General features: G+C 37.8%; 14 protein-coding genes, 1 tRNA gene and 6 pseudogenes. 7 read left to right on the forward strand and 14 right to left on the reverse strand.

Translation table 11 applies throughout. The annotated features are described in order from the left end of the window. From F1560_RS22350 to F1560_RS01445, 3 genes and pseudogenes are all read left to right on the forward strand, one after another. Positions 1–128: pseudogene (locus tag F1560_RS22350) on the forward strand (manganese catalase family protein); the annotation flags it as partial. Between the two features lie 890 nt (positions 129–1,018). Then, entirely contained in the window at positions 1,019–1,333 is a 315-nt protein-coding gene (locus tag F1560_RS01440) for a hypothetical protein (protein WP_149472893.1), read from the forward strand. Positions 1,334–1,362: 29 nt separating this feature from the next. Next, a tRNA-Gln gene (locus tag F1560_RS01445) sits at positions 1,363–1,434 on the forward strand. Between the two features lie 190 nt (positions 1,435–1,624). Here the strand turns inward: F1560_RS01445 and F1560_RS01450 are convergent. Further along, a pseudogene (locus tag F1560_RS01450) lies at positions 1,625–2,055 on the reverse strand (SDR family oxidoreductase). 583 nt (positions 2,056–2,638) lie between these two features. Between F1560_RS01450 and F1560_RS01455 the strand changes: the two are divergent. Continuing rightward, positions 2,639–4,071 (forward strand): annotated as a pseudogene (locus F1560_RS01455) (MFS transporter). A 282-nt stretch (positions 4,072–4,353) separates the two neighbouring features. On the opposite strand, the gene F1560_RS01460 reads toward F1560_RS01455, so the two are convergent. Both F1560_RS01460 and F1560_RS01465 read right to left on the reverse strand, forming a co-directional pair. Then, positions 4,354–4,692, reverse strand: a complete 339-nt coding sequence (locus tag F1560_RS01460) for a hypothetical protein (protein WP_149472894.1) — start codon at positions 4,690–4,692, stop codon at positions 4,354–4,356. Next, on the reverse strand, positions 4,676–5,008 hold the full coding sequence (locus F1560_RS01465) for a hypothetical protein (protein ID WP_149472895.1): 333 nt from the start codon (positions 5,006–5,008) through the stop codon (positions 4,676–4,678). The genes F1560_RS01460 and F1560_RS01465 overlap by 17 nt, the downstream gene beginning before the upstream one ends. A gap of 549 nt (positions 5,009–5,557) precedes the next feature. On the opposite strand from F1560_RS01465, the pseudogene F1560_RS01475 reads away from it, so the two are divergent. The 3 pseudogenes from F1560_RS01475 to F1560_RS01485 all read left to right on the forward strand — a co-directional run. Then, positions 5,558–5,902, forward strand: a pseudogene (locus F1560_RS01475) (ABC transporter permease subunit); the annotation flags it as partial. After that, a pseudogene (gene phnE, locus F1560_RS01480) lies at positions 5,902–6,701 on the forward strand (phosphonate ABC transporter, permease protein PhnE). The pseudogenes F1560_RS01475 and phnE, both read left to right, overlap by 1 nt. Before the next feature lie 84 nt (positions 6,702–6,785). Further along, positions 6,786–8,312, forward strand: a pseudogene (locus tag F1560_RS01485) (bifunctional metallophosphatase/5'-nucleotidase). A 495-nt stretch (positions 8,313–8,807) separates the two neighbouring features. On the opposite strand, the gene F1560_RS01490 reads toward F1560_RS01485, so the two are convergent. The 11 genes from F1560_RS01490 to dapA form a co-directional block, all read right to left on the reverse strand. After that, a complete protein-coding gene (locus F1560_RS01490) occupies positions 8,808–10,343 on the reverse strand; it encodes a glycine betaine uptake BCCT transporter (protein WP_149472896.1) in 1,536 nt (511 codons plus the stop codon). 154 nt (positions 10,344–10,497) lie between these two features. Further along, complete coding sequence (locus tag F1560_RS01495; protein WP_149472897.1) at positions 10,498–11,490, reverse strand: NAD(P)/FAD-dependent oxidoreductase; 993 nt, start codon at positions 11,488–11,490, stop codon at positions 10,498–10,500. A gap of 63 nt (positions 11,491–11,553) precedes the next feature. Then, positions 11,554–11,799, reverse strand: coding sequence for a ferredoxin family protein (locus tag F1560_RS01500; protein ID WP_149472898.1), 246 nt, complete (start codon positions 11,797–11,799; stop codon positions 11,554–11,556). Positions 11,800–11,971: 172 nt separating this feature from the next. Next, positions 11,972–13,120 carry an aromatic ring-hydroxylating oxygenase subunit alpha gene (locus tag F1560_RS01505; RefSeq protein ID WP_149472899.1) on the reverse strand — a complete coding sequence of 383 codons (1,149 nt, stop codon included), beginning with the start codon at positions 13,118–13,120 and terminating at the stop codon, positions 11,972–11,974. Between the two features lie 181 nt (positions 13,121–13,301). Continuing rightward, on the reverse strand, positions 13,302–14,801 hold the full coding sequence (locus F1560_RS01510; RefSeq protein ID WP_149472900.1) for an alanine/glycine:cation symporter family protein: 1,500 nt from the start codon (positions 14,799–14,801) through the stop codon (positions 13,302–13,304). A 36-nt stretch (positions 14,802–14,837) separates the two neighbouring features. Further along, positions 14,838–15,440, reverse strand: coding sequence for a short chain dehydrogenase (locus F1560_RS01515; RefSeq protein ID WP_149472901.1), 603 nt, complete (start codon positions 15,438–15,440; stop codon positions 14,838–14,840). A 72-nt stretch (positions 15,441–15,512) separates the two neighbouring features. Next, a complete protein-coding gene (locus tag F1560_RS01520) occupies positions 15,513–16,748 on the reverse strand; it encodes an NAD(P)/FAD-dependent oxidoreductase (protein WP_149472902.1) in 1,236 nt (411 codons plus the stop codon). Between the two features lie 2 nt (positions 16,749–16,750). After that, on the reverse strand, positions 16,751–17,068 hold the full coding sequence (locus F1560_RS01525) for a (2Fe-2S)-binding protein (protein ID WP_149472903.1): 318 nt from the start codon (positions 17,066–17,068) through the stop codon (positions 16,751–16,753). Then, on the reverse strand, positions 17,052–17,336 hold the full coding sequence (locus tag F1560_RS01530) for a (2Fe-2S)-binding protein (protein ID WP_149472904.1): 285 nt from the start codon (positions 17,334–17,336) through the stop codon (positions 17,052–17,054). The genes F1560_RS01525 and F1560_RS01530 overlap by 17 nt, the downstream gene beginning before the upstream one ends. A gap of 15 nt (positions 17,337–17,351) precedes the next feature. Then, positions 17,352–18,149 carry an aspartate/glutamate racemase family protein gene (locus F1560_RS01535; protein ID WP_149472905.1) on the reverse strand — a complete coding sequence of 266 codons (798 nt, stop codon included), beginning with the start codon at positions 18,147–18,149 and terminating at the stop codon, positions 17,352–17,354. A 78-nt stretch (positions 18,150–18,227) separates the two neighbouring features. Then, the gene (dapA, locus tag F1560_RS01540; RefSeq protein ID WP_149472906.1) at positions 18,228–19,157 is read right to left on the reverse strand and encodes a 4-hydroxy-tetrahydrodipicolinate synthase; all 930 of its coding nucleotides are present in this window, start codon (positions 19,155–19,157) and stop codon (positions 18,228–18,230) included. Between the last annotated feature and the right edge of the window lie 33 nt (positions 19,158–19,190).

Here is a 19,190-nt window from a genome sequence, read left to right on the forward strand (position 1 = left end):
GAGTAATTGATGGAATGCCTAAGGGTGCGCCTGTGCCCGACTTCCCAGAACTTCCAGAGCAATTTGCCCCAGGGATTGATCGTGATGATTATCATCGGATTTTAAAACGTTTAAAAAGTAATATGTAATCTACAAAAAGAGCTAGGAGGAAATCCTCTTAGCTCTTTTCCGTTATGTTAAAAGGTAAAGTGGGAAACCTGTTCACCTTCAATGATTAATCCTTCTACTTCTTGGAAACCTACTTTTTCGAAGATTCGTTTTGCATGTTCATTCGTTGCCACAAAATTTAGTTGGTCTTCACGGAAGCGCAAGGATATCCAATCGTCTTTTGTAATGGGTTGTAAATGCAGGATATTTAAATTTCCTTTTATTGATTGGGTGTATATCCTTTAGCTCAATACATATAAAATCTAGAAAAAGGCAAAAATACCTGGTCATCAGGATTATTTTAAAAATACTTTTTACATCTTAATTAAGGGGTACTACCAACAAAACGCGGAAAACATACGCTAAGCAAAATTCGACATAAAGAAAGCCGAGTTTTCCTACGCTAAGGAATTCTCGGCATTCATTTTTATTGAATAAGAGGGCCCAGTGAATTTAAACTAGCTAGTTTCTTCATATCGGGGTAATCGTCTTGATAAAATGCTTAGCGTTGTAAATCCGCATTTTCCTGACGCTACCCCAATGACTAATTATTTGACTTTCTCCTCACCATGACCATCTAGCAGATGTTGAGTGAAAATAAAGTTCTTATTTTTGATGGTGAAAAGCCGTATTTTTCCGTTGGAAAATGCGGCAACTTCAAATATAAAAAAGTAATTGACCCAATTATAGAACAAAAATAGGGTGCAAAATTATATAATCGTACCCCCTCCAATGTAAAAAAGCTGGCATAATGGTTCAGTATTATCCAACTAAATAGTAGGATAAATTATCTTTTTACATAAATAAAAGGAACAAGGGAAAACTAATTGCCGAACGGGCAAGTTCAATAAATTAATGGGAGGTTTTTAATATGGCACAACAAAACTCACAACAACAGATACAGCAGGCTGTACAACAAGCCAAACAAGCACAACAAGCTGTTCAACAGGCACAAGCTAGTGCTAATCCACAACAACTGCAGCAGGCACAACAACAACTTCAACAAGCACAGCAAGGTTTGCAAAATGCACAAAACCAAGCTGGGGCCAATGCACAGCAAAACACTGAACTTCAGCAAGCCCAGCAACAATTACAACGAGCAACCCAGCAGGTACAACAAGCGCAACAAAATCAAGCAACTCAGCAAGCCCAGCAATCCCAAAACGAACAAAATCGTTATCAATAATACAATGTCCCCTTTTCGGGGGACTTAATTGGTCTATAGCCAAGTGGTAAGGCATCGGGTTTTGATCCCGTGATTCGCTGGTTCGAATCCAGCTAGACCAGTTTTCCCTTAATAAAAGTAACTGGGGTTATTACATTTTTAATATGGATTATATGGGGTATTTATTTCGGGATTCATTGTCTATGATGTCGGTTACAAATATCTGAAAGAGATTTGTATTAAAGGATGTTTTTTATTTAAAAAAATCGCATAGAAAAAGTGGAGACATTAAAGCAATGTTCCACTTATTTTTTACTGAACTGTAAACCCACCGTCAATAGGAATAATAGCACCATTCATGAAGTTTGCTTCATCAGATGCAAGGAATACTGCTAAATCAGCTACTTCATAGTCGTTACCAAAACGCTTTATGGGGATACTATCGGCAGTTCGTGTTTTATTTATTCCTCGGTTATTGGAGTTTGAATAGTACCTGGCGCAATTGCATTAACTTTAATTCCTTTAGAAGAATAAACAGCAGCAAGGTGTTTTGTATAGCCAACAACGCCATGTTTGGCAGCAGTATACGCTGCGCCACCCTTTTGCGCCACCAACCCACCTTCTAGATTTAAGTCGGCAACAACAACCTTTGCTCCTTCACTGGCGAAACGGCTGGATTCACTTTTTCCCATACCAGATGCCCCACCTGTAACTATTGCTACCTTATTTTTTAATCTATCCATTATTATTCCTCCCTTTCACTAAACCACAATTTAACATTCCCCTAAAATGACCAACATAAACTGATTTTATACAAAAAAATCAATTAATTGGTCCGATTATGAAAGTAAGCTGCATATAAAACCAGGTTGATTCCTTGAAATATCTTGTTTCAAGTTATGGCTTTCTTGTATCGGATAAAGTTTTATAAAAACAATAAAGAACGCACATAATAAATTTAGAAATCTTTATTAAAACATCTAACATGATTGATGCTCTGTCGACTACAGAATTAGGAAATCTGTGATAAACTTACTCGCATTTACCTAATGTGTCTATAAGTAGCAAGAGCTACCTTGTCGGACTTTACTATCATCACATCTAAAGATGGGCTTTCACTTCTGGACAGCAAATCAAGAAGATTAAACTATCAATTATGGATACTTATTGACTGAGGTTGTGCAATTTGCGATAAATACGTTTTTTAAAATTTATTTTCCAACACCCAAACCTGGATAAGAACTTATAAAAAATACACTAGATTCACGTAAATATTGCGGGAATAATCAGCAACCACCTTCGAGATGTTTATACAATGTTAAGGAGTTGACAAGAAATAAGAAAAAAATCAACGTTGTAGATATTCAAAAAGCTAAGAAAAGCGTGTTTGCTACAGGGATAGGAAACGCTATGGAATGGTTTGATTTTGGATTATATTCATATTTAGCTGTTATTATTAGTCAAAACTTTTTTACTGGTGTTGAGAATAATCAGTTACAATTAGTGCTCACATTTGCAACATTTGCGATTGCCTTTTTAATGCGTCCTTTAGGAGGTATTATATTTGGTAAAATCGGAGACAAATTTGGAAGAAAAATTGTTTTAACAACCACGATTATTATCATGGCATTTTCCACATTACTAATCGGTTTATTACCTACATATGATCAAATCGGTATATGGGCACCAATACTCTTATTAATTGCTAGGATTATTCAGGGTTTTTCAACTGGTGGCGAATATGCTGGTGCAATGGTCTATATTGCAGAATCTTCCCCAGACAATAAAAGAAATATGTTTGGAAGTGGATTGGAAATCGGTACGCTCAGTGGTTATATATTAGCTTCATTACTTGTCAGTACACTCTTTGTCATTTTATCTGATCAGCAGATGTCTTCATGGGGTTGGAGAATACCGTTTCTATTCGGTTTACCCTTAGGACTTATTGGGTTGTATTTAAGAAGACATTTAGAAGAAACACCCATTTTTGAAAATGAACTTTCTGATGATGAAGGCAAAGAGGAAAGCTTCCTATCTATTTTAAAAAATCACCAAAAGGATATTCTTGTATGTTTTGTTGCTGTAGCCTTCTTTAATATTACAAACTATATGTTATTATCATACATGCCTTTTTATTTAAATGAGATAATTGGATTATCTAGTGAAGTAGGAACTATATTAATTACTATTATAATGATAATTATGGTGCCGCTTGTGTTTATGTTTGGGAAGCTCAGTGATAAAATTGGAAACAAGACTGTCTTATTAATTGGTTTAGGAGGATTAACCCTATTATCTGCTCTCTCTTTTTATTTAACAAACTTGAATGCTCTAGTATTTATTTCATTCGGTCTCCTAATTTTAGGTGTTCTACTTTCAACTTATGAGGGTACACTTCCTGGATCGTTACCAACAATGTTCTCCACAGATATTCGATATAGAACATTAGCTGTAACCTTTTATGTCTCCGTTTCATTATTTGGTGGTACTACCCCATTAGTTGCAACATGGCTAGTCCTCCAAACCGGAAATAACTTGGCACCTGGTTTCTATCTAACAATTGTTAGTATTATCGGATTTTTGGTGGTATCATTCTTTTTCAGTAACACTTCAGGAAAATCTCTAAAGGGGTCCTACCCAACAGTTGCTACTAAATCTGAGTATAAAGAACTGTTGAAAATCCAAAAGATTCATTATGGTGGAGCGAGGAAAAGGAAAAAGCTGAAGAAAAAGAGAACAATCCTGATTCAGATAAATAGAGCAAAACATCGTGGGGAGGTGGAGACACAAGGCTCCCCTTCCTATCACATCTATGTGCCCTACAATTCGCAGCAATTCCTTTTCATTTTCTTAAGTTTCCAATTAAAAAAGCCGGGAATCATAACCATTTGTAGTAGATCTAGTTCTTCATTAATTCATCCAATGAGCTCTTAGGATGATTCTGTTTAGATTGGGCTGTTTTTTTACCTTATATTTCTACACGAACGCCTCAGTGTATTACCAGTAATATCGATTTATTGGGACCCACATATAATGAGGCATCATTGTTTGAGGATGAACACATATCCGTTGTCCTTGACGACCGCCCGGTCCAAATACGCCTGGAGGTATAGGCATGCCGCCTTGACCTTGATTTCCTTGCCCTTGTCCTTGACCACCACCCGATCCAAATATTCCTGGAGGTATAGGCATGCCGTCTTGACCTTGATTTCCTTGCCCTTGTCCTTGACCACCACCCGATCCAAATATTCCTGGAGGTATAGGCATGCCGCCTTGACCTTGATTTCCTTACCCTTGTCCTTGACCACCACCCGATCCAAATATTCCTGGAGGTATAGGCATGCCGCCTTGACCTTGATTTCCTTACTGTTGTCCTTCATTTCCTCCTTGACCAAATTGTCCGAGTATGTCTTGAGGCGTTGGCATACCGCCCTGACCTTGACCTTCGCCATTACCTTGTTGCTCCTGTCCGCCTGATTCCCCCTGCCCACCACCTTGTTGACTTTGACCTTCAGCTTGAGGCTGTGATGATGGAAAACAAACAACAGATTGCGTTGAACCATCTGGCATATTTATTTCCCCTTGTAGTCCTCCTTGATTTGATTCATCATCACCTTCCTGACCTTGTACAGGGAAACAAACCATTGGTCCTTGACGGTATCCTCCAAACGGTTGATTGTAATTAAAATAAGCCATATTCATCCTCCTTTGTAGATATTGCCTATTTTATTCACCCAGGACTTATTTAGATACAAACTTCATAAATATGATATTTTAGCCTAAAGTTAATTTTCTTGAACTACTTAGCTTTTAGCCCAGTGTAAAAACCCCACGACAAAATTTTAAATTGATTGCAGAAATTATGTTAGGAAATTAAGTGTATTATTCAGTTATTTAATATAGTAGGCGAAATAAACTTTACTTGTAATATACTATAAAACTTACTTACATAAATAAAAGAAATCAGGGAAATTTAAATGTGCTGAACGTGACACGTTTAAAAATGAAGGTTATATACCCAATGAAAAAATAATGAGTGCTAAGATACCAGGAAATAATCCAATCCCAAATAGACCAACAAATATGGAGAGAATTAATACATCGTTACCCATAGGTGGAAAAGGTATTTCAACTGCTTCGTAATATTAGGTTGGATTTCCGAACGTTGGTGGGATAGTATGTTTGATTTATCCTTGCCGGCTCCAGATAAACCTACAATAACAACAAATTCTCCATCGTTTATTATTGGGTATATTAGCCAAATTAATTAGTGAAACAATTGAATCTGTCGATATGAACCCATTAGAGGCAATGCGCGCATCTGGCGGAAATGTATTTCAGGTCATTTGGTATGCTTTAATTCCACAAGTGCTGCCACAGTTTACGTCATTGGTACTTTATGTTTTTGAAATTAATATTCGTGCCTCTGTTGTACTAGGGTTAGTTGGTGCAGGTGGTATTGGACTAATCTTGAATCAACAATTAGGTTTTTATAATTATCCAAATGCGATGATGATTATTATTCTTATCTTTGTAGTTGTCATTGTTATTGAATACATTAGTACGAAAATAAGGGAGGCATTGCTATAATGGAAAATTATTCCTTACCTCCAAAACCAAAAAAATCAGCCTTTAAAACGATTAGAAATATCGGTATTGTCATTTTAATTATCGCAATGTATATATGGACATTGTCAGTATTGATATTGACTGGGGACGAGCCATTGAACGTGCAGCAAATAACTTTTCTCGTGTGATACCAAGATTATTCAGCCCGGATTGGTCAGCAACTAGTGATGTGGCCATGAGCATGCTGGAAACAGTATTTATTGCATTTGCAGGTTCTTTAATGGCAGCTATAATTGCCATACCATTAGCATTTCTTGCAGCTCGTAATATGATGGGTGGCGTCATTGCCTCAACAATCGGGAAATGGATACTATCAGCTGTGCGTGCATTCCCAGATATCATTTTAGCGATTCTATTTGTTGTAGCTGTTGGGCCGAATGAATTTGCAGGGGTGCTTGCTATCGCAATTGGTTCTACAGGAATGCTAGGGAAAATGTTCTCCGAAATCATCGAATCCATTGATATGAACGTTGTCGAAGCAATGGAAGCAAGTGGGGCAAATAAAATACAAATTCTATTCTATGGGGTAATCCCACAGATCACACCGGAATTCTTATCTTATGCGATCTATCGTTTCGAGGTAGATATCCGTGCATCCTCCATCTTAGGTATTGTTGGTGCAGGTGGTATCGGTACAATGATAATATTTGCATCTAACAACCGAAATTGGAATGAGATGGGTACTATTTTACTTGCAATTATCATTGTCGTAACAATTATCGATTTCACCTCTGCAAGAATAAGACGAAAAATTGTTTAAGTTTTAGGCAATGATGATTATAATAAGCATGATGTCCCAAAGGAATCCTTTGGGGCATCTTTACTTTAGGAAGGATGATTTATCTTGCATACGCAATCATCAATTACATTACTCTATACAAGTGATATTCATGGCAACGCAATGCCTATTTTATATGGAACAAACGAGTAAGCACCAATTGGCTTAGCCAAATATGCTACTGTTGTGAAACGAATCCAGCAACAAGAAAAAAACTTAATCGTAATTGATAATGGTGATCTAATTCAGGGTACACCATTAATGACATATTACGTAAAAGCATATAGCAGTTATGAAAATCCAATGATTGAAATTATGAACCGAATTGGTATTGATGCTGCTGTGATTGGTAACCATGAATTTAACTTCGGGAAAAAGATACTTTCTAATGCAGTTCATCAATCTAACTTTCCATGGCTATCAGCAAATATATTAGATCAAGAAACGAAAGAACCTAATTTCGGACCACCATACATCCTAAAAACAATGGAAAACGGTATTAAAGTAGCTATTGTCGGTGTCACAACCCATTATATTCCAAACTGGGAAACACCCGCACATATTCAAGGTCTACAATTCCAGGACGCATATACAACATTAGAAAGCTGGGTTAAAACGATTCGGGAAGCTGAGAAACCAGATGTCCTCATTGCTTCCTACCATGGCGGATTTGAACGTGATTTAGCAACTGGAGAACCAACAGAAACCTTCACTGGAGAGAATCAAGCCTATCAAATGTGTGAACAAATTCAAGGTATTGATGTTCTGTTAACTGGACATCAACATCGACGATTAAACGATGTCCTTCATGATGTGCTTGTCCTTCAGCCTGGAAATAATGGACAAGTTTATGGAAAGGTTCACATCGACCTGGAACAAAGACAGGGAAAGTGGCATATTACCGAAAAGACAGGGAGTCTTCATACACTAGAAAATACGGAGTCAAACATAGAGATAATCAACTACATGCAGGATATGGAAGCATCGACACAACTATGGCTGGATCAGCCGATTGGATCCATTGAAGGAGATATGGCAATCACCTCTCCCTTCGAAGCACGTATTAAAAAGCACCCATTTATCCGATTTATCCAGGATGTACAAATTGCTGAGAGTGGTGTCGATATTTCGGTTACTTCCCTTCTAAACAATGCGTCAACTGGATTTAAGTCAGTTGTTACAATGCGTGATATCGTATCAAATTATATGTACCCTAATACGCTTGTAGTGCTTGAATTAACTGGTGAAGCAATTAAAGCTGCATTAGAAAAAAGTGCAGAATACTTTACCATAGCGGATCAACAACTAGCCGTCAATCCAACATATATTAAGCCGAAGCCGCAGCACTATAACTATGATATGTGGGAGGGTATTGAATACACCGTTCATGCCTCTAAACCCGTCGGGTCACGAGTAACTGCTATTACCTATCAGGAGAAACCGCTGGAGAACAATGAAACGTATCACGTTGTATTAAATAATTATCGTGCTTCCGGTGGTGGTAATTACGATATGTTTAAAAATAAGCCTGTCGTTAAGGAAATCCAAAAGGATACGGTTGAATTGATCCAGGCATATTTCGAAAAATATTAAACTGTTCAAGCAATTGTGAAGGATAACTTTCGGGTTGTTGTATAAACCACTTTTAGAAACATAGGTGAAAAGAGATGATATAATTATTATAAAGATGGGCGGAAGTAGTAGCCAGCGACCAACTTTTTGCTACTACTTCCGCCCATTTATCATTTAAGGCTAGTGTTCCATCCAACTAGAATCGATTTTAAATACGATTATAAAGATGTGTGATCTTTTTTCTGATACCCTTTCAAGAAAAAAACTCCCCTTTAAGCAAACTTACTTTTCCTACTTAAGGAGGAGTATATCAAGAATACTTTTCCGGATTTTTCTTCAAGGCACCCTTTACATAAATCGAAAAATCTCCATCCGGTGCCACCCTGATAGTGAAGCCGGATATCCGATCTGCAAACGCTTCCATTTATGTTAGTAATGGATCTTGCAGGCCCTTGATGGTCTCACAGATTGTACAAATCACGTGTTAATGAACGAACGGATGGGTCACCGTCAATTTTAAATTGCCTTGTTTTTTCTCTTTTGTATATTTTTCTCCTTTATACTTTCATGCTTTTCTTCTTTTAACGATTTGGTTAGTGATATTGCCATGAAGATAATAATGAATATGAACGGGAAAGCAGCAATAATTGATGCCATTTGCAATGCTCCTAATCCGCCTGACCATAATAGAATTGCGGCAATAGCTGATTGAATGACTCCCCAAGTAACTTTAATTGTATTTGGAGGGTTTAATGCTCCATTGGTTGTTTGCATTCCAAGTACGAAAGTTGCTGAATCAGCAGATGTGATAAAGAATGTGCCAATTAAAATAATAGCGATGACTGACAAAAATGTACTCCACGGGAAGTATGATAGCATGGAAAACAATGCAACTTCATAGCCATTTTGTTCAATTGCTTGGCTTAAATTAACATTCATAAACCTTTCTAAATAAATGCCTGAACCGCCTAGAATCGACATCCATAATGCGGAAAAAATAGTTGGGACAGCTAGAACACCGATAATGAATTCGCGTATAGTCCTTCCGCGAGATACACGAGCAATAAACATTCCAACAAAAGGTGCCCATGCAATCCACCATCCCCAATAGAAAATTGTCCATCCTTGGACCCATGAGTTACCTTCATTATTGAATGGTGACAAATCTAGACTCATTTCAGGAAGGTTTTGGACGTAAGAACCTAATGTTGTTGTAAAAAGGTTTAGTATAAAATTAGTTGGACCTGTAAAGAGCAAAAAAAGCATTAATAAAACTGCAATTATAACATTGGTGTTACTCAAATATTGAATCCCGCGGTTAATGCCTGAAATAGCCGAGGTCACAAACAATACGGTAACGACTGCAATTATAATAAATTGAACCGAAATTGTATTTGGGATGTTGTTGTTTAAATGGGACAAACCACCATTTATTTGGATAGCGCCTAATCCTAGAGAAGTTGCCACACCAAAAATTGTAGCAAAGACAGCAGTTATATCAATTGTTTTACCAATCGGGCCATTTACTCTTTCTCCTATTAAGGGATAGAAAGTTGCACTAATTGTTCCTGGTGCATCTTTTCTGAACTTAAAATATGCAAGCGGTAATGCAATTATAGTAAACACTCCCCAAGGATGTAATCCCCAATGAAAAATTGAATACTGAAGTGCAAGACTTGCTGAAGTATCGGTACCTCCATCTCCAATTGGAGGATTCATATAATGCGAGACCGGTTCAGCAACCCCCCAGAAAACTAGTCCAATCCCCATTCCTGCGCTAAATAACATAGCAAACCAGCTGATGATATTATATTCTGGCTCCTCGTTGTCTTTACCAAGTTTGATATTCCCATAGCGAGAGAAAATGAGGTAAATCGCAAGGATAAGAAAGATGCTGGTTGAAAGAAGGTAAAACCACCCAAATTGGGTCTGAAGGAATCCTTGAATCATACTTGTCACGAATGCAAGACTTTCAGGTGCAAAGACCCCCCAAACAACAAATAAAACAGCAATCACAACTGAAATCTTAAAAACAATTGTAACTTTTCTCATCAAATCCACCTTCCTTTCTATTAACTTTTTGTAACGAAAAGGGGCGGACGGAACCCCGCTATCGCAAATAATTATGTTATCTAGAAACCGTCCTTTCAGTGTTTAATCCAATTACGAGCTAATAACGCCGTATATCTTCATATTTTACGGGCTTTTACGCAAACAAGCTTGTACTATGAAGCGGTTGGATGCGGACTTTTGGATCAATATATGCTTTCGCGTTGTTAATTGCGGTTGGTCCTTCACCGAATCCAATTACGATTAATTTTACTTTACCTGGATAAGTGGTAATATCACCTGCTGCATAAATGCCAGGTATATTTGTTTCCATTTTTGTGTTAACAACAATGCTATTTTTTTCAATTTCCAATCCCCAATCTTTGATTGGACCTAGTGTAGACACGAAGCCGTAGTTACATAATATAGAGTCAATTTCTAACTTCATTTCCTTCTCACCTTTTACTTCTTGCAATATTACTTTTTCTACTTTCTTTTCGCCAATTATTTTTATAGGAACATAAGGTGTTAATATATCAACATTGGAAGACATTAATGCTTTTACACTGTGTTCATGTGCCCTAAATGTATCACGACGATGAACAAGGGTAACTTTTTTTGCGATTGATTCAAGCATAAGTGCCCAGTCAACTGCTGAATCTCCGCCACCGAGTAACATTACATGTTGGTCTTTGTATTGATTCATATCGTTTACATGATAATGTAAGTTCTCACCTTCAAATTGATCACATTTCTCAATATTTAGCCTGCGTGGTTGAAATGCTCCATTTCCAGCAGTAATAATAATGGTTCTTGTATAATGAACTTCTTTATTAGAAGTTAACTTAAAGGTTTGGTCTTCTAATCGCTCGAGTTTTACAATTTCCTGGTCTAAAACAATTGTTGGTTCGAACATCATTGCTTGCCTTTCCAGATTGTCAACTAATTCCTGCGCACGAACTTTCGGAAACCCAGCAATATCATAAATATACTTTTCAGGATATAATGCGGAAAGTTGCCCGCCAAGATGTGGTAAACTTTCGATTACTTTTACAGTAGCTTCGCGCATTCCACCATAGAAAGCTGTGAACAATCCTACTGGACCACCACCAATGATCGTTATATCGTATATTTCTGTCTCTCCTTTCAACTAGATCCCTCCTCCGACTGAAAAAGTACTCGATCAAACATCTATCTTTTATATTTCTATCTTTTATATATCTATCTTTTCAAAGAATTTACGATTCAATTGAATGTATTCACTTTCTTCAACTGGAACTTCGTCTTCGATATATATTGCCTCTGCGGGACATACTGTTTGACAGGCACCACAATCAATACATACATCAGGATCAATATAAAACATTACCTCTCCTTCTTTTATACAATCGACCGGGCAAACTTCTACACATTCACTTGCCATTTCATTTTTGCAAGGTGACGTAATAACATAAGCCACGTTGATACCTCCCACCTTTAAATAAAATTAGTCATTCAGGTTTTTTTCTTAATATCTCTTCATACTCGGAATTTCTGAATATATTGTGGTGGTAAGAGGATAGTCCTACCACCACAAAAGAACGTGCTATTTCAATATCTAACCCGAATTTCCTTTAGGAGAGTCAGATATATTAAGATTTTAAACCGATTGACTCTAAAACGTAATTATAAAATTTGCTAACATGGTGCTCAAGAGGAACTAAAATTCCTCCATTTTTATATGCTTTTGAGTCCATATTTTCATGGCACCATTGACAAGCAGCGAAATCCTGTTCATTTACTCGATGGAATAGTTCAACTGCATCCATTGGATCAAAATCAGACTTTGCCATTTCTTCTGGTTCAAACAGCCAGTCACAAATAACAATAGATCTATCTGCACTAACTGGATAAATCCGATGGGTAATCACATGATCTGGCGTTAGATTAATGAATACATGTGGAATAATAGTCATTCCGTAGTATAATCGGTCGTCTTCAGGCAGTAAGCCCTTTAGCTTTGGTCGACTACCCTTACCGCTTATCGAAAAGTACTCATTACCATCTTTAAAAGATGCCCCTGCCCCGACTCTGTTTTGTGTACCAACACCTGAACGAAATTCAGGTAAAGCGTCTGTTAATTCAGGGTGAATGGACGAACAATGGTAACATTCCTGGAAATTCTCAACAATAATCTTCCAGTTAGCTTTTACATCATACTGTTTCGTATGGGCAACTCTTAGTTTAGGAATTTGATACCTACCAAATGTTTCAAGGTTACCTAATCTATCAATTATTTGTTGATTTAACGATTGTTCAGCCGGTTCTGGACTTTCTGAGAAATTTATCCAAATCATTCCATTCCATACTTCCAGATTCACTTTTTCTAAACCATAACTTTCATTGTTAATTAATTGTTCACGGCATTCATTTGCATTTGGAACCCCTGCCAGGGACCCATTAAGTCCATAAGTCCAGGAATGATATGGACAGCGTAAAGCCTTCGTTGTTCCAGAGGGTTCACTACAAAGTGTTGCCCCACGATGACGACACACATTTAAGAATGCACGTAACACATTATCTTTGCCCCGAATAACCAGAACATTTTCATCGTTCATTCTGGTAGTGATATACTGCCCGTGTTCTGTAACGTCATATTCGTATCCAACAAAAAGCCATGATTCTGAAAAAATATTTCTTTTTTCCAATTCGAATATCTCCGGGGACGTATATAATTCCCCTTTTAGAGTAGGTCGGGGTCGGATATCCCCTTTATCCTTTACAACACTTTGATTCGTCATCTGTTAATCCTCCTTTATTCTTTCGATATTTATAATAATCCTCCCTTCTTGAAAGAAGCTACACTTGCAAGATGTGCAACTCCTTTCAAGCAAACTTTAAAACATCTTCCTTTTTGGATAATTTCTATCTCAGATATAATGTTTCTTTCTTCTTTACAGATTCACCTAAATTTAATTTCATCTATATAATTTTGCGCTCTTTTTTGGATACTTGTTCTTCCTTTGACGAAATTTCTTCCTTCGAATCGTACTCTTCTTCCCAGAAATCTGCGTTTTTGATACCAAGTTTACTAGGCTTAAACACAGGGTCTTTTCCTTGTTTTCTCTGCATTTCGTAATCTTTTAAAGCTTTTAATGCAGGTTTTGTTAAAAATAGGATAGCTATCATATTTAACCATGCCATGACCCCAAATCCTAAATCACCAAACCCCCAAGCTAGCGAAGCTGAATTCGTGCTATTGTAAAATACAGTAATTAAGAGCCCGAACTTTAACACAGTTAACGGCCAAGTAACTTTTACTTTGCGATTACGATTTATATAGGCAAGGCTTGTTTCTGCTTTATAGGAATACGTAATCAGACTTGTAAACGCAAAGAAAAAAATTGCAATAGCGACAAAAGGACCGCCAAGACCGGGTATAACAGATTCAACTGCTAGCTGTACATTACTAGAACCTGCTTCCACCCCACCGATATTATTAACAACCGTTGTACCATTTTCTAGTTCTACGTTATACATGCCTGTGATGATGACCATGAAGGCAGTTGCCGAACAGATAATCAGTGTAGTGATATAAACGGAAAGCGCTTGCACTAAACCTTGCTTTACAGGATGAGAAACTTCTGCAGCTCCCGATTCAAAAGTTTCACTACCAAATCCTGCAGCATTGGAAAAAGCACCTCGTTGTACGCCCCAGGCAATTGCTGAACCAATAATTCCTCCAAAAGTAGCGTCAGGGTTAATTGCACTAGAATAAATCAATGAAATCACATTCGGTATTTCCGTAAAATTGGCAAGGAGAATAATAATGCAAATGACAATATAGCTAATAGCCATCACGGGTACGATGATTTCAGCGGTTTTTGCAATTCGCTTAACACCCCCGAAAATAACAGCTGCAAGTAATAGTACTAGAAAACTACCCGTAATGACTGGATTGATCCCAAATGCTCCTTCAAGAGAAAGTGCAATTGTGTTTACTTGAATACCAGGTACTAGAATTGTCATGGAAATCATCGTAACGATAGCAAAGATTGCAGCGAACCATTCCAGCTTTAATCCCTTTCCAATATAGTACGGAGTCCCACCGCGATATTCATCATCCTGTTTGACTTTATAAATTTGAGCAAGTGTCGTTTCTATAAAAGCAGTACTTGCTGAAAAGAAAGCCATTACCCACATCCAAAATATTGCACCTGGTCCACCAAGTGTAATTGCGGTTGCTACTCCGGCAATATTACCAATACCAACTCTACTTCCTATAGACATTGATAAGGCTTGGAAAGAAGACACCCCGGCTTTAGATCCATTACCAGAAAACGTTAGCTTGATCATTTCTTTAACATATCTAATATGAAAAAAACGAGTAACAATGGAGTAAAACAATCCTACGCCTAAAATAAAGTAGACCAATACTGGACTCCATATAATCTCATTTAACCAACTAATAAAACTATCCATAGGATGCCTCCTGGTTGAACATCACATAATAAGATTCTAGTAAACATTATAACTTTGTCCTGTTTGCGCTCCTAAGATGCTCTTTTTAAACGCAAGAGCAACACTTTTCGATTTAACAGGTTCTGCCCCTACAAATAAAGAACCATATTTATCGATTGATTCTTCAACTATATTCGGGCTTACACTATTAATACGAATACCTCGTGGAAGCTCGATAGCTGCTGATTTAACAAAAGCACGAACACCGCCATTTGCCATCGCTGATGAGGCTGCCCTCACTAGGGGATCATCCATCAAGATACCAGTGGTTAATGTAATGCTTCCTTTATCTCGAATATATTCTAATCCTAGAAGCACTAAATTGATTTGTCCTAAAAGCTTACTATTTACTGAAACGAGATTTTGTTCAGGAGTCATTTCTTCAACTAACCCAAAATGCGCTGCTCCTGTTGCACATACTAGGGCATCAATTTTGCCAACTTCTTCAAACATTTTTTGGATGCTTTCTGTTGAAGTAATATCAACCTTTACTTCTGAGCTATTACGACTAGCCTGGACAATTTCTGCATCATCACCTTGCAATTCATTCACTACAGCTTTTCCTATTGTCCCACTTGCACCTACAACTAAAATCTTCATTTTTCCACCTCGTTTATTTTTAATCTATATTTCTAGTTTATGGCTACCAATAATTCTCTCAACTATTTCTCTCTAGGAAATCGATCGTTTTGGTCTCTCCATATTTCTATCTTCTAATTCAAATTCTTGATAGATTAAATCTCTTGCTTCAGCAATGTTTGGCTGAAACTGTATTAATGCTTCATCCCTTTCCTTTCTTACTGCCGCTACAGCCTTTTCTATAAGCGACTCCATCTGAAGCTTATTGCCATTTATTTCAGAGGCAATGGTAAGACCTGCCACAGTACCTTGCGCCATTGCAATCTTTGCATTCTCTACTCCAGTTATATTGCCTGCAACAAAAAGATTTTCTACATTTGTCTCCATTCGTTCACTATGAATAGGAACATGTCCTCCCAACTCCCGGACATATTTAAACACACAACCCGAAAGCGCTGCCAATTCGGATAAGGGAGCTAAACCTCCTGCTATACAAACAAAATCAGCCTTCGTTATCTTCTCCGTATTTGGGATAATTTCTCCGTTTGGCCTAACATTTACGGTCTTAACACCTGTGACCTTACTCTCTCCCAATATCTCTGTAGCTGCAGTTTTAATTTTTATTGGAATATCAAATAACTTTATACCGTTTTTAGGATAAAATTTGACTGCAAAACTTGGATGAATAAACGTTGCAAACTTTCCAGCTTGCCGCAATAAAATAGTTGGAGCCATATGCGTAAGTCGCATAAACGATTCCATCACTTTCTCTGGCGTCCCATTATCTGATAGATTAGCGTTCGCTTGCGGGATAATAATTTCTTTAACGTTTACTCCACAAAGTTTTAATTCGTTAGCTATTGCAATCGAAAGCACATTAGCACCAATGATAACACATGTATTGCCTGGTTTAACCCGATGCACGTTTCCCATCACTTGAGCGGCTCCAATGGACATAACACCAGGGATAGTCCAACCTGGAATTGGGGTTGGGACTTCCGTTGCTCCTGTCGCTAATAACAATTTATCCGTTTTTTCCATTCCTTGGGAAGTATAAGCCTTCCATCCAAACTCGGCTTGTTCTAAATCATAAACTGATACACCGCATTCTATCTTAACTCCTAAGTGAACTGCTTGTTCATGAAGTCTATTTGCAACCTCTATTCCATTCCACCAATTATCTTTTGACTCTTGATGAAGCTGCCCCAGCAGTCTGCCTCCAACTTTCGTAAATTCATCAATTACCTTTACCTTCAGCCCTTCTTCCGCAGCTGCAATTGCTGCATTTAAGCCAGCGGGGCCGGCTCCAATAATTAGTAAATTCCACAACTTCATTCACCCCTTTCGTCAAAGCCAGTTAGTGAGCCAATTTCCATTCCATTATAGATAGGAGTGATACATGCTCGAACTACCTTTCTTTTCTCTAACTTCACGCGGCATTCATAACAGTGGCCTATATTACAATAGATTCCTCTTTCTTTACCGCTTACTTCATGTTGACGAAGCGCGTATATCCCTTGTGCCAGCATTGCTGATGCAACCGTATCTCCCTCATATGCCTCATAAGGTTTACCATTGAAGTAAATCGTAACCTGCTTCCGATCTGTTTGTTTCCCCAATACTGGATGATTATCAACTCTCATTGTCATGTTTTCCACCTCCAAGCACGGCGAAAGTTGCTGGACGTATAGGAGAACGATAGCTCAGCTGTACTTCGTCTTTAATTGGTTCTTTTGTTATCTCAGCCACAACTCGATCAATTACATGTCGACATGTTCTCCCACCGCAATAGCCCATTCCTGCTCTAGTTCGTAATTTCACCTCTCTTGAGGAACAGCAATAAGTTTGTACAGTATCTTGAATTGTCCCTAAGGTTACTTCCTCACATCTACATACAATCGTTTTTTCTGCTGTCAATAAATCCCCCTCCTATCAAACGAAACCGTGATAAGGTTTCTGGGTCGTTGCCATATGTGCCCACTTTATCATTGTAATAAAGTCAAAGACCGGAAGCCTTGTTGCACGCTGAATGTCAGCAGCATACGGTGGTAAATCACTGCATTCTAGTAAGATCGCACCAATATTTGGATTCTCTTTTATAAGTTCCAACGCAGCATGAACGACTTCCTCTCGTAAAATATCATTATTAAAGCTTCCTCTGCTTTCAACTATAGCCGAAAACTCTGGTAACTCCCCTAAACCCTTGACTTTAACGTATTCAGAATTCGTTATGCCACAGCTTTCAAATAAATTTTCCGTAATTCCATGAATATCCGCAGTCAACATGCCAACTTCCTGATTACTTTTTAAACCTGCTTTTATCCATGGCAGCTGAATGACACTTGATAAGTAGACAGGTATATCAACAGCGTTTGCTACTTGTTCTTGGAAATTACCAAAGAATCCACATGCCGCACAAATGGCACGAGCTCCTTCTGCTTCCAACTGTTTTGCTGTTGCAATAACATCATCGACCAGCGTCGGATCCCCAACATGGATTCTTTCTTGCGTGCAATTTGGTACAACTTTCATCACCACAGGAAAATCATAGGTTGATAGATTTGCTACATTTCCAGGGATTGTCGGATACCAGCAATTGTCTAAAAATAAAATCCCAATAGAAAACCCTGAAACATACATCCCCTTTTTCATCGAAATAATACTGCTCTCTTTCTCTTTACCTAAATACCCATGTTCCCGTTCTCTATTCAATTCTTGCAAGTTAATCATGGCTCCTCCTTATCGTCTCGGAGAATGACTATTCTCCGAAACGATTCATCTATTTATTGTAGAAAAGCTCTGCTGACATTAATTAGAAACAACAGATTTATCCAGTTCGTTAACTTCATATCCTAGCTTTAATAGTTCTTCTTTAATATTCGCTTTTATTTCTTCAGTAGGCTGTGTTAAAGGTTTTCTCACCTTTCCGCCCTTTATACCAATCAAGTCCATCCCCGCTTTTACCGGTCCTGGATATGGATTGCCTTCTGCCTCCATCAGTCCATAAATACCTGATAGCTTTTGATTCAAAGCACGTGCTGCATTTAGATCACTCTTTTCAACTGCCAATTCGTAAAGCTCTACAAGTTCCTTAGGAAGCAAATTAACGAGAATTCCAAAAGCACCCTGTCCTCCGATAGAAAGAGAAGGAAGAATAAATGGTTCTTCACCGGTAAAGACAGTAAAGTTTTCAACATTCTTCGTTATAGCTAGAACATCACAATAGTGGCCGAAATCCGCAGATTCTTTAACACTTACAATGTTTTCTTCCTGACTTAACTCATAAATCAATTCAGGTGAAAGGGTAACGTTAGTTGCTCCTGGATAATTGTAAATGACAATTCCGATATTTGATTTCTCAGCTATTTCCTTATAAAATGCCCGGATTCCTTCTTCACTTGTCTGTTGATAATATGGAGGTAAAACAAGTCCCCATGTCGATCCACATTCTGCAGCATAATTGGCAAGTTCAATTGTCTCCACGGCTGTCTTGCATCCAACACCTGCCATTACAGGCACTCTTCCTGCAGCATATTCACAACCAGCCTTGATCAAACTTTTGCGTTCCTCTAATGACATCACATGGTATTCTCCTGTTGTGCCTCCAACGAGAAGACCATGGACACCACTTTCGATTTGAAAATCAATTACCTTCTTATAATCCTCAAAATTAATTGTTTCATCATTATTGAATGGTGTAATTAATGGTACAATAATACCTTTTGGTGCAATACTCATTATTAATTCCTCCAATTTTTTAGTTTTATTTAT

Origin of the sequence: Oceanobacillus polygoni (assembly GCF_008304605.1) — a bacterium.
GTDB classification, from domain to species: domain Bacteria; phylum Bacillota; class Bacilli; order Bacillales; family Amphibacillaceae; genus Oceanobacillus; species Oceanobacillus polygoni.

Excerpts from the sequence above, each read along its gene's own strand:
- F1560_RS01490 (WP_149472896.1), bottom strand. The coding sequence starts at position 10,343 with ATGAGAAAAGTTACAATTGTTTTTAAGATTTCAGTTGTGATTGCTGTT.
- F1560_RS01440 (WP_149472893.1), top strand. The coding sequence starts at position 1,019 with ATGGCACAACAAAACTCACAACAACAGATACAGCAGGCTGTACAACAA.
- F1560_RS01515 (WP_149472901.1), bottom strand. The coding sequence starts at position 15,440 with ATGAAGATTTTAGTTGTAGGTGCAAGTGGGACAATAGGAAAAGCTGTA.
- dapA (WP_149472906.1), bottom strand. The coding sequence starts at position 19,157 with ATGAGTATTGCACCAAAAGGTATTATTGTACCATTAATTACACCATTC.
- F1560_RS01535 (WP_149472905.1), bottom strand. The coding sequence starts at position 18,149 with ATGATTAACTTGCAAGAATTGAATAGAGAACGGGAACATGGGTATTTA.
- F1560_RS01460 (WP_149472894.1), bottom strand. The coding sequence starts at position 4,692 with ATGAAGGACAACAGTAAGGAAATCAAGGTCAAGGCGGCATGCCTATAC.
- F1560_RS01525 (WP_149472903.1), bottom strand. The coding sequence starts at position 17,068 with ATGACAATGAGAGTTGATAATCATCCAGTATTGGGGAAACAAACAGAT.
- F1560_RS01510 (WP_149472900.1), bottom strand. The coding sequence starts at position 14,801 with ATGGATAGTTTTATTAGTTGGTTAAATGAGATTATATGGAGTCCAGTA.
- F1560_RS01465 (WP_149472895.1), bottom strand. The coding sequence starts at position 5,008 with ATGGCTTATTTTAATTACAATCAACCGTTTGGAGGATACCGTCAAGGA.
- F1560_RS01505 (WP_149472899.1), bottom strand. The coding sequence starts at position 13,120 with ATGACGAATCAAAGTGTTGTAAAGGATAAAGGGGATATCCGACCCCGA.